Origin of the sequence: Pseudoalteromonas sp. SA25, assembly GCF_011378705.1 — a bacterium.
GTDB classification, from domain to species: domain Bacteria; phylum Pseudomonadota; class Gammaproteobacteria; order Enterobacterales; family Alteromonadaceae; genus Pseudoalteromonas; species Pseudoalteromonas arctica.
In genome coordinates this window covers 24131-40156 of the sequence record NZ_WTKV01000027.1, presented here as the reverse complement: position 1 = coordinate 40156, position 16026 = coordinate 24131, and the positions used below count along the sequence as shown (strand labels likewise).

The 16026-nt window shown below is 38.5% G+C and carries 8 protein-coding genes and 1 pseudogene; 5 read left to right on the top strand and 4 right to left on the bottom strand.

The genetic code is table 11. The features are described from left to right. Window positions 1-110: 110 nt before the first annotated feature. From GQR45_RS18415 to GQR45_RS21440, 3 genes and pseudogenes are all read right to left on the bottom strand, one after another. Entirely contained in the window at window positions 111-2018 is a 1908-nt protein-coding gene (locus GQR45_RS18415) for a prolyl oligopeptidase family serine peptidase (protein ID WP_165726684.1), read from the bottom strand. Window positions 2019-2091: 73 nt separating this feature from the next. Continuing rightward, a complete protein-coding gene (locus GQR45_RS18410; RefSeq protein ID WP_076923930.1) occupies window positions 2092-5277 on the bottom strand; it encodes a TonB-dependent receptor in 3186 nt (1061 codons plus the stop codon). 318 nt (window positions 5278-5595) lie between these two features. Continuing rightward, window positions 5596-5919, bottom strand: a pseudogene (locus GQR45_RS21440) (substrate-binding domain-containing protein); the annotation flags it as partial. A 779-nt stretch (window positions 5920-6698) separates the two neighbouring features. On the opposite strand from GQR45_RS21440, the gene GQR45_RS18400 reads away from it, so the two are divergent. Then, window positions 6699-9626 (top strand): TonB-dependent receptor, encoded by a 2928-nt coding sequence (locus GQR45_RS18400; RefSeq protein WP_165726683.1) that lies wholly within the window; start codon window positions 6699-6701, stop codon window positions 9624-9626. A 207-nt stretch (window positions 9627-9833) separates the two neighbouring features. Here the strand turns inward: GQR45_RS18400 and GQR45_RS18395 are convergent, their stop codons facing one another. Next, complete coding sequence (locus GQR45_RS18395; protein WP_007582612.1) at window positions 9834-10850, bottom strand: LacI family DNA-binding transcriptional regulator; 1017 nt, start codon at window positions 10848-10850, stop codon at window positions 9834-9836. A 289-nt stretch (window positions 10851-11139) separates the two neighbouring features. On the opposite strand from GQR45_RS18395, the gene glk reads away from it, so the two are divergent. The 4 genes from glk to eda all read left to right on the top strand — a co-directional run bounded on the left by glk (window position 11140) and on the right by eda (window position 16023). Beyond that, complete coding sequence (gene glk, locus GQR45_RS18390) at window positions 11140-12132, top strand: glucokinase (RefSeq protein ID WP_010555044.1); 993 nt, start codon at window positions 11140-11142, stop codon at window positions 12130-12132. A 36-nt stretch (window positions 12133-12168) separates the two neighbouring features. Next, window positions 12169-13182, top strand: a complete 1014-nt coding sequence (locus GQR45_RS18385) for a LacI family DNA-binding transcriptional regulator (RefSeq protein WP_010555045.1) — start codon at window positions 12169-12171, stop codon at window positions 13180-13182. 336 nt (window positions 13183-13518) lie between these two features. Further along, a complete protein-coding gene (gene edd, locus GQR45_RS18380; protein WP_007582619.1) occupies window positions 13519-15369 on the top strand; it encodes a phosphogluconate dehydratase in 1851 nt (616 codons plus the stop codon). Window positions 15370-15402: 33 nt separating this feature from the next. Continuing rightward, a complete protein-coding gene (gene eda / locus GQR45_RS18375; protein ID WP_002959756.1) occupies window positions 15403-16023 on the top strand; it encodes a bifunctional 4-hydroxy-2-oxoglutarate aldolase/2-dehydro-3-deoxy-phosphogluconate aldolase in 621 nt (206 codons plus the stop codon). Window positions 16024-16026: the final 3 nt, after the last annotated feature.

Here is a 16026-nt window from a genome sequence, read left to right as displayed (position 1 = left end):
TATTAAAAAAGGCTTCTAAATAAATTTAGAAGCCTTTTTGTTATGTACTCACTTAATATTAAAACAAAAGAATGCTCTTCAAATAAAATGAGTGTCACTTTTTAGTTACATTATTTGAGGCCACACTTATTATCAAACCATGATAACAACTCGGTATAAAATTCTTTTTTATGATCGTAGAAAAGCGTATCAGAAAAGTGATCGGCATCTTCAAGCTCAATATATTTAAAGTCTTTTTTGTACTTTTCAAGCTCAGATACGAAGTCTCTACTGTGTTTTACTGGAACACGACTGTCGATATCACCATGCACAACCAGTATAGGAATATTTACTTTATTTACTTGCTCTACAGGGGATACACCTGTAATCGTAGGGCGTTGTAAAATACTTAAAAAGCGATTTTCGTTAAGAGTTGCATTAATACGGCTTAAATCACTTACCCCTGCACCGGCAACAACACATTTATATATGTTGTTTTCACGCATAGATGCAGCAAATGCAGCATAACCGCCATAACTCCAACCAAATAAAGCAAGCTTATCTTTTGTTGCTAAACCTTTATCTATTAAATATTGTGCCGCGTCGTCTAAATCATCTTGTTTTTTCAAACCCCAGTTATTATCACCGGCTATCCAATGCTCCAGACCGTACCCCGTAGATCCACGATAGTTTGGTTGAATAACTACGTAACCATGATAGGCGAGTAACTGCGCCCAGTCATCAAATACAACAGAGTCACGCACCCAAGGACCACCGTGAGGAAGTACTATCGCAGGGTAAGGACCTTTAGTCGCAGGGATGGTTACATACGCTTTTATTTTGCGTCCATCTCTTGCTTTATAAGAGATATATTTAACGGATCCTAATTTACTTTTATCAATAAACGGAAGTCGGTCACCAATTTTAGTCAGCTTCTGCTTATTAGTAACAATGTAATAGCTGCCTGGGTTATCGTCAGCAGATACTCTGACCACTAATACGTTATCGTTATCAGAGCTACTAATGATTTGTACAAATTTATCTTTAAATAAAGAAGCAACAGATTCGTTAAGTGCTTGAAGGTTTGGGTCTGTGAAATAAAACTTAGGCTGCTTGGTTGTATAGCGAAAGCCTTGTAAAGTACCGTCGGTATCAAGTATAACACCGTCTGTATCTACAGATTTAAGACCAAATTGACGTTCAGAATACTGACCTGTTTTAATATTGTAAATATAAATGCCAGTCGTATTTTCGCCTAAGTTGGCGTTAACATAAACTTCGTTAGGATTACCTTTTGCAAATCCTAATATCTCAAAGTTTTCACGCTTTTTAGGACTAACTTGCTTAATTACTTTCCAATCATCATTGCCTTTATCTCGGGCATAATAATCGATTGCGTTATCAGATTTATTCCAACCTTGGGCTATTCTTATTTCACCATCGTAGTCAGAAACAAACGAGCCTGATACTTTTTCATTTCCGCGCATTACAGTAACGCTTCGTCCAGTGTTAATATTAAATCTCACTACATCTGGAATGTAGTTATTATTAATATCAACTTCTACAAGTACTTCATCTTTTTTGTCTGGAAGTATATTTATTATATTAAATTGAACATTTCGCTTTTTCTTAAATGGTAATAACCAGTCGCCTTTACCATCAGCATCAGTTATTGCAAACTTATTAACCCAGTATTTGCGACTTCCATCTTCTAGTATTTGTCTAAACATAACGCCAATTTTTTCATCGTTTAACCATACGATGGAAGATATCAGCATTTTATCAGCGCCCAACCTTACGGGGTCTGCTTCTAGGTTATTTGGATCTCTTATCTCAATTATATAGTCACCATTTTTGGTAGTCGCTCTTAAAATAGCAAGCTTCTTACCATCAGGTGATGCTACAACACTACGGATAGCCGATGACATTGAGAAAGCATCGATACTGCTCATTTGTGTCGCATCTTCAGTTTCGCTATTAGCGAAAGAAGATAGGCTTAGTAAGGTAAATCCTACTAACATTCTTTTTTTAAGTTTCATTTTTTATTCCCTCAAAAAAAATGGCCTAAAATTTTAGGCCATCTGGATTGAATATATACTCAGCCAATTCTAATTAAAAAGAAGCTGTAAAACTGATGTATGGGCTACGTCCTGAAGTATCATAACCAACACCTAGAGGGATGTTAGTATTTGAGAAAGAGCCACTTGGATCTACTTTTGGTGGAGCTTCATTAAATACGTTACGTACACCAAAGTTCACTTTATAAGCATCGTTAGACCAAGTCATACCGATGTTATGTACAAAGTAGTCATCGGTGAAACCAACAGGGCGACATTTAAGTGGAGCACCATTTGCGTCAGTTAAACCACGACAACCTGCAGTACCTTCTTCGAATTCACCTAAATCATCTTCATCTTCACGACCTTTACCGATGAAACGTGTTTCCCAGTTAAATCTAAAATCAGAATATTTAAGTTGTAAGCGTGCTGTACCGCGCCATTCTGGTGAATCTGGCTCACCCATATTGTCATCAATAGTACCAAGTACATCAAAAACTTGCTCTGTCATGCGCGTAGCTTGAAGGTCTAGTGTAATACCTAAGTTTTCTTCTGCAATTACCGTATCTGTTTCAAAGTAGATATTGTAATCAAAACCTTTAGATGAGATTAAACCAATATTGATAAAGCTAGCATCAACTAAATCAATTTGACCATTTTCGTCACGGCCGATACGGCTACAGAAAGCATCATTACCATCAGCAGAATAACACTGACCAATACTGTAACCAGCGCTTGGCTCTGCAATACTATTTGTTACTTCAATATCAAAACGAGTTAATGACATTGTTAAATCAAATGCATCAGTGAACGGTTGTTCAAAGATAAAACCGTATGTTTTAGCCACTGATGTTTCAGCACTAAGCTCAGTTGTACCGCCAGTTTCAATCTCAGCGCTATAAGTTCCAGTATATGAATCAGTCCCACCTTGACCTAAACCAAGAGTAGTTGGATCAATACCTGATGCTTGACAAGCGTTTAGTACCGCTGTATCACGTGTTTCTTCAGCCGCATTATATGTAGCTGCTGAACCTGGGTTCAATGGGTCTATATTACGAGCATCTTCCGGAACAACACATGGATCGGCAACTGTATTAAAACCAGACGTACCGTTTAAGAAACGTTCACGTAAGTTTGGCGCTCTATAAGAAGTACCTTTTGTTGCACGTAAAGTAAACCAATCAACAGGACGGTAGATAGTTTTAAGACTATAAGTTGATTCAGCATCGTAGAAAGATTCTTCAGAAACACGGCCAGAAGCTGTAAATGTAAGTTCTTCAGCACCTTTAACTCCTTTAAGTAAAGGGAAGTCAACTTCTGTGAATATTTCTTTTAGATTACGAGAACCATCAGCACCTTGGTCAGCAAAGTAGCCCCATAGTAAGCCTTGTGATGCTGCTGCATTAGGATTTGATTCAATCTCATCACGACGATATTCAATACCAACGATACCTGCAACAGTTTCGTTATTCCATGGTAGTGCAAAGAAGTCACCACCCATGAATGCATTAAAAACAAACTGGTTTACTTTAGTTTCGATGTCGCGATCAATAAATAAATAGGCCGCTTCTTCAGGTGAAAGCGTACCGCCGCCTTCTTGGTAAATACTGTCTGCAAATAAATTAACAGGAACACATCCATCAGAACCCGTACCACAGGTAACAGTCCCATCATCATTAAGAACAGCGGTTTCTAATGAGTTAATTAAGCGCTCTTCATCAATACCAACACGGTGGTCAGTACCTTTTGATGCGCTGTACGATACAGACGCGTCGTAGTACCAATTGTCTAAACCAATGTTTTCAAACATACCGAGGTTACCAGTAACACCAGTAACTAAACGATATTGTGAAACTTCAACCTCAGTTTGATCACGGTCACCACGAATGTTGATGATTGGCTGAACGGCTTCAGGTCCACCAGGGCCCACACCTAACACGCCAAAACAGTCAATACCGTTTGTACCACAAGGGTTATACGGATTTGATGCCGCTACTTGTTGAAATATTTGTGCACCAGGGCTAAAAATTGGTGATTTACGACTAGCGTATAAACCTTCATAGTAGAAAGTTGTGTCGTTATCGTCTTGGAAGTTGTATTCACCATTAAGCATTAGTGAAATACGTTCATTTTTACTTCTGTAATCACCACTTTTGTAGTAATCAGATTGTTGGAAAGCGTATAGAGGGTCTTGGAAATCAACGTCACGGAAACCATCTCCGTTACCATCAACAAATACACCATCATTAATACCATCGCCATCGAAATCGCCAGCTACCCATGAAGGTAAAAATCCTTCAAGACTTGATGGTACAGTTGATTCGCTGAAGTTTGGAATACCAGTGTTTGTAAAGTTAGGAGTGTAATAAACACTACCAAAGAAAGAAGGTACGCTAATACGGTTTGTTAGAGGGAAAATATCACATGAATCTTCACCACTCGCCACAGGACCATAGCCACTGTTTCTCGTTACGATACTGCCATCTTCAGCTTCCCAAATACGCTCTTCACACCCTTTAACAAAAGGGTTACCAGATAAAGATTGAGATTTTTGTTCTGAATATTCAACGCCTACAGTGATAAAACCATTATCCATGGTTTTGCCCCACATACCCGAAAGTACAGTTTCTTCACCGCCTTCACCTTTAGGTTGACGATAAGATGCATCAAAAATAAAACCTTCCACATCTTTTTTTAATATTACGTTAGCTACACCCGCTACCGCATCAGAACCATAAACGGTTGATGCGCCATCAAATAAATTCTCTACACGCTCAATCATTACGCCAGGTATTAAGTTCAAATCAGGGGATGTTGGTGCACCACCAACGCCAGCAGGAGCCATTCTTCGGCCATTAATAAGTACAAGAGTTCGTTCAGCACCTAAACCACGAAATCCGATTGTTGCAGCGCCCGGACCGTTATCTAGTACAAAACCACCAAATGTATTATCTATTTGAGCACCAGCCGCTTGGCTGGTCGATTGAAGCATTGAGCCTGCATCAAATAAACCCATTTCACGAGATAAGTCGCCATTGATAATTTGAATTGGTGATGCATTTGAAAATTCAGCTTTTCTTATACGTGAGCCTGTTACAACTATTCGTTCAGGTGCTTCTTCTTCTAATTCTACGTCTGAATTCAAGTCATTTTCTTGAGCTAGCGCGTTAGGCGCTAAGGCTACAGAGCCTAGCAATAAAGAGTATCTTATTGCATTTGATAGAGCTTTAGTTTTAAACATATGTAAATCCCTGAGATATTGTTGTTATTTAGGCTATAAAGTTACAGATCAAGATCATAGCGGCACAATAAATTTACATTATAGAAACAAAATAGTAAATGCAGTTAACAGTTTGCTGTTGCTAAGGAATGTGTAATTGATGTTTTTTTGATGAAAAAGTATAGTTTTTTGGGTGGTGTTTTTTTTAATTTATTGTTTATTATATGATTTTATTGTTTGTAAATGAATGTGAACAGATGTAATCAGTATTTGCTTAATTAAGAAGGCTCAGCTTGACCTTTTAGGAGTGAGAATAGGATTTAATAGGGCACTTTGTACTTATTCACCACATATCAATTTTAATAAGTTCTCTACTACATTTGCCCAGCAACAGTGGTGTTTCGATCTATTGTAGTTAGTTGTGAGTTTACGTAATTTGCAATGACTGTAATAACAAAGCCGATGCAACAAATTTTGGTACGTTAATATTAGCTTCTTTAAGTGCACGTATAGCGCCAATAGCAATTAAGTCGCTTGCAGCAAATAAGGCGTTAAATTTAATATTATTAGCGATAAGTGAACGGCGTGATACCTCAATTATTCAGTGGGTATAGTATTAGCCATTTTTCGCTCTCTTATTTTAACGTTATTAGCAAGTAATGCGCTAAATGATGTAAAACAAGCTGATATTAAAAATAGTTATGTAAAAGAGTTAGGGTAATTTGCTAATAGCGGCATTTTTTTACCAAAATAAGCGTGGGATGTATAGGTGTAAATAAAGCAGGTTATAAGTTGGGTGAGGACACAAACTCAGCTACACCTAAAGTCTGGATACATGCAAAATATATTAAGCAGGTACTTTTACTCAGTGGTAAACGAGTTTGGGATCATTATTTGGTGGTTTTCGAGTCATTTAAGTAATGATTTTGAAATTATATGACATAAAAAAAGATTTTAATTAGGCGTTTTTTTTTCTAAATTAAATTCCGTTTTTTGCAACGGTATAGGGTTTGTGAAGTGTGGTGTGAATATTTATGCTAATTAAGTGGGATAGTATTTTGATAGGAGTTTTAAGTCAATTGTATAAGAGTTTTTCTTTAATAGTGTTTATGGCGCTGTTTTTATAAATAATGAAGCCTGCTTTTTATTCATTTTGTTGGTTTTGCAAACAACCAACAATGTAAATTATATGTTTATTTTTTTTTGTTTTTATTTTGTTTTTTGGTTTTATCCTTGGTTTTTTGTTAATTTATTGTTTTTTATGGTGATTTTCCTGTTAATTGCTGTCGCATTTTGTTGGTAAGTTTGTTTTTATTGTGTTATTAATTTGTTTCTCCTTACACGTTAAGGGGGTTAAATACTTTAAATTAGTAGGCGTTATATAAAGTATTTAACGTAAGACATAAAAAATAATAATCTAATTATCTAGGGATAAATCAAAAATGAACCATAATTTTTCTAAGACATTTAAACGCTCATTCACTGCTGCAGCAGTTGCAATGACGTTAAGTGCGGCAATGCCAGCAATGGCAGATAACGTTAATGGCGCTATCAAAGGTAGCTTAACGGCTCAGTCAGGTGTTTCATTAGCGGGTGCATCAATAACAATAACAGATAAAAGCAAAGGTTATTCTAAAACACTAACTGCTGATGCAAATGGTGAGTTTGATCTTAAGCAAGTGCCAGTAGGTAAGTATGATATTACAGTATCCCAATCTGGTTTTGACCAAGCTCAAGTTAAAGATGTTGTTATAGGGGTAGGTAAAACAGCTCTCATTCAAATTCCACTAACTACAGGTAATATCGAAAGAATTGCTGTTGTAGGTGGCTCTATTCGTGCAATAGATGTTTCTGCATCAGAGTCTTCATTAAATATTAGCTCTGAAGAACTAGCGCTACTACCAATATCTCGCTCAGTAACTTCAGTAGCATTGCTTGCGCCTGGCGCAACTGAAGGGGATAGTCGTTTTGGCGACCAAGCTTCATTTGGTGGTGCTTCTGTAGCTGAAAATGCTTATTACGTGAATGGTCTAAATATGACTAATTTCCGAAATGGTCTTGGCGGTGCAACAATCCCATTCACCGCGTACGATAGCTTTCAAGTTAAAACGGGTGGTTATTCTGCAGAGTTCGGGCGTACTACCGGTGGATTAATCTCATCAGTTACTAAATCTGGTTCTAATGATTTTCACTTTGGTGTTGAAACGATTTATTCATCTGACTCGTTAAGTGAGCAAGCTCCTGATTCACTTTACAAACAAAATGATCGTTGTGACGATGCAGACGGGCATTGTATTGGTGATTTATATGTTAATAACCAAGACGACTACGACAATTCATTTGAAACAAGTATTTATGCTTCAGGTGCAATAGTTGAAGACACATTATTCTTCTATGGTATTTACACTGCAAGAGATAATGACTATGAATACGGTAATGCATCACAAACAGATTTAACAGTTGAAAAAGATGATGACCCATATTACCTAGCTCGTTTTGATTGGAATATTAACGAAGATCATCAGCTAATGCTTTGGGGCTTTAGTGATAAGCGAACTTATTCTGAAAAAACAATTTCAGATCCTGAAGGAAATGGTAATTATACTGAAGATGGCGGTACAGCTTTTCACAAGCGAGGCGGAGAAAGTTTTGCAGTTCGTTATACTGGTAATCTAACAGATGACCTAAGTATGTCAGCAATGTATGGTCAGGTTAAGTTTTCAGAAACTGATTACTCAGACTTTGATGATTGTCCTACAGGTTATGATGCCGATTTAGGTGAGGATACTACGTGTTATGTAAACTTTACCGTTGGTGAAAATGAAGATAAACGTGAGCAATTGCGCGTTGACTTTGATTACTACCTAAACGATGAGCATACGTTAAAATTTGGTTATGATTCTGAAACTAATACAGCTGATTCAACAACACAAAACTCTGGTGGCGTTTACTACTATTATCGTACATACGAAGAAGGCGCTAGACTGGCTAATGGTTATGTCTTACCTGAAGAAATGAAGACAACACGTGTACGCGATTATAAAAATGGCGGTTCGTTTGAAGTAGAAAACTGGGCTATTTATATTGAAGATCAATGGTCAGTTACTGAAGATTTAACATTAACATTAGGCCTTCGTAATGATAGTTTTACTAACTACAATGCAGATGGCGAAGAGTTTGTTTCTATCGATAACCAAATTGCCCCTCGTATAGGTGGTTCTTGGGATATTAATGGAGATGGCGATAGTAAGTTATTCTTCACTGCTGGTCGTTATTACCTACCGGTAGCAGCTAATACAAATATTCGTTTAGCGGGTGCAGAAACATTTATCCAAACTTGGTACGCTTTTGAAGGGTTAAATGCTGACGGTACTCCTGTAGGTTTAGGTACTCAGCTAGGTGATCCTGCTATTTCTAATGGTGGTGACGGTACTGCAAAACCATCAAATACCTTATCTGATAAAGATCTTGAACCAATGTATAACGATGAGTATATGATTGGTTATCAAGCAGCAATTAATGATGATTGGTCATGGGGTATCAAGGCAACTTACCGTGTTTTAGGTAATCAAATTGATGATGGTTCTTATATCTTTAATGATGAAAATGGTGAGTATTTAGGTGAGAACTGGTTCTTATTTAATCCTGGTAATGGCGCTACTTTCAATTTCGATCTTGATGGTGACGGTACCACTGAAGAATATAGCTTTACTGCACAAGAGTTAGGTTACCCGGAAGCTAAGCGTAAATACGCATCAGTTGATTTAACATTAGAGAAAACATGGGATCAGGTTTGGTCTTTAAAAGCGCTATACACATGGTCTCACAACTATGGTAATACAGAAGGTTTTGTTAAATCTGATAATGGTCAAGATGATGCTGGTCTTACGCAAGATTGGGATTACCCTTATTTAATGGATGGTGCTAATGGTAATCTACCTGCAGATCGTCGTCATAACATTAAAATTTATGGTGCTTTTGCTGTTACAGAAGACTTCCTAATTGGTGCTAATGTTAATATCGCATCTGGACGTCCTTGGACTGCTTTAGGCCAAGGTTATACTCCAGATCCTGATCAATACCAATATGGTGATACTTACTACGTAGGTGACAAACGTTTCCCTCGTGGCAGCATGGGTACTACACCATGGACAGCTCGTTTAGATCTTAACTTTACTTATAACCTTCGCTTTAACGATCAGAAAGTTCGTTTAGCTATGGATGTATTTAACGTATTTGATGCTTCTACTGAAACTCGTTACGACGAAGCTGCAGAAATAGCTGCTGGCGATGGAAATGCTACATTTGGTTTAGCTCAGTCTTACCAGTCTCCTCGTAGAATTCAATTATCAGCGTCTTACGATTTCTAATAACTTGCTAGTATGAGTTAAAAGTTGTTTAATAAAAAAGCCTCGTTAGAGGCTTTTTTTATATCTAAATTTTGAATTTTTTTGAGATATGAATACATCAGAAAGAAAAGTGAAATGAATAGATAAAAATATACTGAATAAAATTTAAGTAGTTGTAACTGCCAATTAAAATGGTTTGTTAATTCTGCTTTATTTTATCAGGCAGGCTCAGCTTGACCTTCTAGGAATTAGAATAGGAGCTAATAGGGTACTTTGCACTTCTTCACCACGTATCAGTTTTAATAAGTTCTCTACGAGCATTTGCCCAGCAACAGTGGTGTTTTGCTCTATCGTCGTCAGCGGTGGGTTTACATAACTAGCAATGGCTATGTTATCAAAGCCGACTACCGCAACATCTTTTGGCACGTTAATATTTGCTTCTTTAAGTGCACGTATAGCCCCAATAGCAATTAAGTCACTTGCAGCAAATAAGGCGTTAAATTTAATATTATTAGCGATAAGCGAACGAGTGGCGTGATATCCAGATTCTTCAGTAGATATAGCATTAGCCATTTTACGTTCGTTTATTTTTACGTTGTTAGCCAGTAGCTCATCTTTAAAGCCCTGAAAACGACTAAAGAATTCAGGGCTATGATCAGATGCATCACCAATAAAAGCGCAGTCAGTTCTGCTGTGAGCAATAAAGTGCTCAGCGGCAAGCTTACCGCCACCGTAGTTATCACAACAAACAGTTAAATCTGGGCGATTATCGACCGTTGCACCCCAACAAACAAACTTAGTGTTTTGTTCAAGTAAGGTATTAAATTTTGGTTGGTAATCAATGTAATCGCCATAACCGAGTAAAATAATACCATCGGCTCTGTGGCTATCTTCATAGTCTGCTTGCCAATCAGCACTGGCCGATTGAAATGATACTAATAAATCGTAACCTTCTTTAGCGCAAGCACGGGTAATGCTGCCAAGCATGGCTAAAAAGAAAGGATTAATTTGTGACTCATCAGAAGTAGGGTCTTCGAAAAGAAGTAATGCAAGTGTGCTGCTTTGTTGTGTACGCAAGTTGCTGGCATTTTTATCAACTTTATAATTAAGCTTTTTAGCTATATCGAAAACACGCTTACGTGTTTCTTCATTAACAAGGTGGCTGTTACGTAAAGCGCGAGATACAGTTGATTGAGATACCCCAGCATAGTGGGCAATATCAAATGAGGTGGCTTTACCTTTCATTGTTACAACTTAATTAATTTGATAAATAATTGTGTCATTTTCGTTTATTAATGAATAATTTCAAGCTTTTTGTGAATTAACGTATATTTTTATTGATAAACGGCTGACACCGGTGTCATAATGTAAATGTTTTATCATTTTGTTGTCAAAACGTATTCGCTGTTTATATATTTTAGGCAGCATTTTTTACTGTGATAGCTACTTTGAGGTGATAGCTCAAAGTATAAATAACAATGGTATACCATTGTAAAATAATAAGCACGAGTCGCTTAACAAAAGAGATAATACTATGAGCCTAAACTCTTCTGCCCAATTTGATCCCATCTTAGTTGCTGATGTTGGCGGCACTAATGCCCGCTTTGCTTTAATAACTGCTTTTAATGAGCACACTAACCAATTTGTAATAGAGCACATTAATATTTTTCCTAGTGCTAATTTTGGTTCACTTGAAAGTGCGCTTGAGCAATATTTACAAACAGTCTCGCATATTACACCCAAACGCGCATGTTTAGCCGTTGCAGGTCCAATAAAAGCTGGGCAGGTACATTTAACCAATTTAGGTTGGCATTTTAGTGTTAGTGAATTTAAAACTCATTTTGATTTACAGCAACTAGAAGTCATTAACGATTTTGCTGCTTTTGCATATGCGGCTCCTTACTTAGATCCTAAACAAAATGTCATTGTTAAATCAGGTCAAGCTGATGACAATGCTAACATTGGTGTTATAGGTCCAGGTACTGGTTTTGGTGCCGCGTGCTTAGTTAGAACGTCGCAATCTACCGCTGTTTTAAGTTCAGAAGGGGGGCATATATCGCTTGCACCTGTTAATGAACTCGATACTTTACTATTAAATGAATTACGTAAAGATCATCCCCATGTTTCTATTGAAACTGTATTTTCAGGCCCTGGCATAACGCATTTATACAAAGCGATGTCTGCGGTTAAGGGTGTAACAGCTAAAAATTTAGATGCTGCGCAAATAAGTAGCCTAGCAAATAGCGGTGAATGTGCTGTGTGCGATGCAACTCTTAATCAATTTTGTGATTGGATCGGCAGTGTAGCTGGCGATTTAGCCGTTGTTTACGGTGCTTTAGGCGGACTATTTATTGGCGGTGGAATACTGCCTCGTATGCAAGCAAGACTTCTTGAGAGTCGTTTTGTTGAACGATTTTCTCAAAAGGGTATTATGTCGCAATACGCAGGGCAAATTCCTGTAATACTTGTAACACAAGATAATATTCCACTAATTGGTGCCGCAGCGTGTTTGCACAACAGCAAATAAGGAGCTTTCCTTGTTCGCATTTGGAAAAATAGAGTGATGAAAAAAGTAACAATAAACAGTGTGGCAAGTCATGCTGGTGTTTCTAAAAAAACCGTATCACGCGTTTTAAATAACGAGCCTAATGTTAGTGCTGCAACCCGAGAAAAGGTGCTTGCGGTATTTAAAGAACTCGATTACACCCCAAATCCAATTGCACGAGGCCTCGCACAAAATCGTAGCTTTATTATTGGGTGTCTTTACGATAACCCAAGTAAAAGCTACATTACTCGCGTGCAAACGGGTGCTCTAGAAGCATGCAAAGAAAATAACTATAATTTATTGATACACCCTTGTGAGTTTCGTGGTGAAGCCCTTATAAATAATATTGAGCAATTACTACAGACTTCTCGATTAGATGGCATTGTGCTAACACCTCCTTTTGGTGATTTTGCTGAGCTTGTTGCTTTTTTAAAATCTAAAAAAATTCCTTACGCAAGAGTTGCGTCAGCTTTACTCCAAGATGATTCTATTTCAGTTCGTAGTAATGATGAGCAAGGCGCATTTGAAATTACTGAACATCTAATCAGTCTTGGGCATAAATCTATAGCGTTTATTAAAGGACATCCAGATCACAGTGCCACGCAACAACGCTTTAAAGGCTACAGGCGTTCACTTGCAAGCCATGGAATAGAGTTTGATGAGCGCTTAGTAGAGGAGGGTAACTTTAGTTATCACTCAGGTGTAGATAGTGCACGCAGTATTTTAGATTTGTCTCCTAGGCCAACAGCTGTATTTGCATCAAACGATTACATGGCGGCAGCGGTATTAAAATTAGCTACCCAGCGCCAATTAAAAGTGCCTGATGATATTTCAATAGCCGGCTTTGATAATGCACCCATTGCACGTCATATTTGGCCTGGTTTAACGACTATTGCACAGCCTGTTGAAGAGATGACTAAACAAGCCGTAACTCAACTTATTTCACACATAGCTCAACCGCAAGAACAGCCGTATCAGGTAACGCTTGAGTCACGCTTGATTACACGCGAGTCTACCTCTGCGATAAAATAGTGAGTTAAAAACACTTTCACAGTAGCCCGAATATGAGTGACGCTTATTCGGGCTTTTTTTTGCTCTGAACTTGCTAAAATATACTTTGTGCCTAAAAATCAATTAGGTCATTATTCGGTCATGTTAAAATATTAAACTATTTTTGTTACCTGGGGTTGACACCGGTGTCATTGCTATGCGTTAATACAGTGACACCGGTGTCAGGGCTGTTGTGAGAGGCTCCCTGGTAGCGTACCTTTGAACGGGTAAATCAAAGATGCTCAGTACAGTTATTTACGTGGAGTCTGTAGTTGCTACTGAGCCTTTATCCTCTAACTAATAGAGATGAGTTAAATTATGTTACATCCTCGTATTCAAGAAGTTACCCAGCGCGTTATCGAACGCAGTAAAAATACCCGTCAAGATTATTTAGAACGTATTTCGCACGCAAAAAAACAAACAAGAGTTCGTGCCGGTTTAGGTTGCGGAAATATAGCCCATGTTATGGCTGCATGTAGCAGTGATGACAAAGCGCGCTTAAAGGCTGATGAGCAGCCAAATCTTGCTATTATCAACTCATATAACGATATGTTATCGGCTCATGTGCCATACAAAGACTACCCAGATTTAATTAAAGACATTGCTACCAAATACGATGCTACAGCACAAGTTGCTGGTGGCGTTCCTGCAATGTGTGATGGTGTTACGCAAGGGCGTGACGGCATGGAACTTTCGCTTTTTTCTCGTGATGTAATTGCTATGTCTACGGCAATTTCTCTTTCACACGATGTGTTTGATGGCGTTTTTTGTTTAGGCGTTTGCGACAAAATCGTTCCGGGTTTATTAATTGGTGCATTGTCGTTTGGTCATTTACCTGTGTTCTTTTTACCAGCAGGTCCAATGCAATCAGGTATTCCTAATAAAGAAAAAGCACGTATTCGTCAAAAATTTGCACAAGGTCTAGTAAGTCGCGAAGACTTATTAGAGGCTGAAAGCGCGTCTTACCACAGCGCAGGTACTTGTACGTTCTACGGTACTGCAAACTCAAACCAAATGTTAATGGAAATAATGGGCTTACACCTTCCAGGTAGTTCGTTTATTAATCCTTACACTGAGCTTCGCGATGGTCTTACAGGTAATGCTGTAGAAACTATGCTTAAGCAGCTTACAGATGATAAAGAAAGCCCGTGTTTGGCCGATGTGATCAGCGAAAAAACGATCATAAACGGTTTAGTAGGTCTTCTTTCTACAGGTGGTTCTACTAACCATGCAATTCATATTGTTGCGATAGCAAAAGCGGCGGGCATTCAGGTTACGTGGAAAGATATGTCTGATTTATCAGAAGTTGTACCACTACTTACACGTATTTACCCTAACGGCTCTGCAGATGTAAACCACTTCCAAGCAGCTGGTGGTATGGGTTTCTTAATGCGAGAGCTAGCAAGCGCTGGTTACTTACACACAGACGTTAAAACAATGCTAGGCGATGGTTTAGCACCTTACATGACAGAGCCTCGTTTGGATAAAGACGATAGTCTGATCATGAGCAACTCAACCGGCCCAACTAAAGTTAAATGGGTAGATTGCCCAGCAAACTCACATGATGAAGAAGTACTTCGCCCAGTGAGTAACCCTTTTAGTAAGCAAGGTGGTCTGCAACTTCTAACGGGTAACTTAGGTAAAGCTGTTATTAAAGTGTCAGCTGTTGCTATCGAACATCAGGTTGTTACTGCTCCTGCAAAAGTATTTAGCTCACAAAGTGCTCTGCAAGATGCATACACGCGTGGCGAATTAAACCAAGACTTTATTGCCGTACTAAAAGAGCAAGGTCCTAAAGCGAAAGGTATGCCAGAGCTACATAAATTAACGCCAGTAATGGCAACGCTTCAAGATGAAGGCTTTAAAGTAGCCATTGTTACTGACGGTCGTATGTCGGGTGCATCAGGTAAAGTACCAGCTGCTATTCACTTAGCACCAGAGGCAGTAGAAGGCGGCATTATTGCTAAAATCCGAGAAGGTGATTTAGTGACACTTGATGCGCCAAACGGAATATTAAAAGTACACGTTAGCGACGAAGAACTTGCTAAACGTGAAGCAGAACTTAGCCTGCCAAGTGCAACATTTGGTACAGGTCGCGAATTATTTACTGGATTTAGAAATATCGTAAGCAGTGCCGATTTAGGCGCGAGTGCTTTTGGACTTGAATAAATATTAGCCATACTGGGTAATGAGGAACAAGTAATGAGTATTGAAAAAATCTTAGCATCGGCACCAGTGGTGCCAGTGGTTGTAATCGAAAAATTAGAAGATGCAGCACCACTTGCAAGAGCGTTATATAACGGTGGCTTAAAAGCCTTAGAGATCACACTTCGTACACCTATTGCTGCAGAAGCTGTAAAGCTGATGAAAGCAGAAGTACCTGAAGCCTATGTAGGTACTGGTACGGTAGTAGATAAAGCAAGTTTTGATCTTTCGGTTGCCGCAGGTGCAGATTTTATGGTGAGTCCAGGTGTGAGCGATGAGCTTATTGCTTTGGCTAAAACATCAGATATACCATTTTTACCGGGCGCTGCAACTGCAAGTGAAGTTATGCAACTTGCGTCGCATGGTTTTAAGTATTTAAAATTCTTTCCTGCAGAAGCTGCAGGCGGAACAGCAATGCTTAAATCAATCGGTGGCCCATTACCACATATTACTTTTTGCCCAACTGGCGGCATTAGCCTAGCAACTGCACCGAACTATTTAGCGCTTAACAACGTTATTTGTGTTGGTGGTACGTGGATGCTAGATAAACAACTAATTGAAAATAAAGACTGGCAAGCAATTGAAGCGCTTGCTCGCCAAGCAAGTGAACTTAAATAGGAG

Excerpts from the sequence above, each read along its gene's own strand:
- glk (WP_010555044.1), top strand. The coding sequence starts at position 11,140 with ATGAGCCTAAACTCTTCTGCCCAATTTGATCCCATCTTAGTTGCTGAT.
- eda (WP_002959756.1), top strand. The coding sequence starts at position 15,403 with ATGAGTATTGAAAAAATCTTAGCATCGGCACCAGTGGTGCCAGTGGTT.
- GQR45_RS18395 (WP_007582612.1), bottom strand. The coding sequence starts at position 10,850 with ATGAAAGGTAAAGCCACCTCATTTGATATTGCCCACTATGCTGGGGTA.
- GQR45_RS18415 (WP_165726684.1), bottom strand. The coding sequence starts at position 2,018 with ATGAAACTTAAAAAAAGAATGTTAGTAGGATTTACCTTACTAAGCCTA.
- GQR45_RS18400 (WP_165726683.1), top strand. The coding sequence starts at position 6,699 with ATGAACCATAATTTTTCTAAGACATTTAAACGCTCATTCACTGCTGCA.
- GQR45_RS18410 (WP_076923930.1), bottom strand. The coding sequence starts at position 5,277 with ATGTTTAAAACTAAAGCTCTATCAAATGCAATAAGATACTCTTTATTG.
- edd (WP_007582619.1), top strand. The coding sequence starts at position 13,519 with ATGTTACATCCTCGTATTCAAGAAGTTACCCAGCGCGTTATCGAACGC.
- GQR45_RS18385 (WP_010555045.1), top strand. The coding sequence starts at position 12,169 with ATGAAAAAAGTAACAATAAACAGTGTGGCAAGTCATGCTGGTGTTTCT.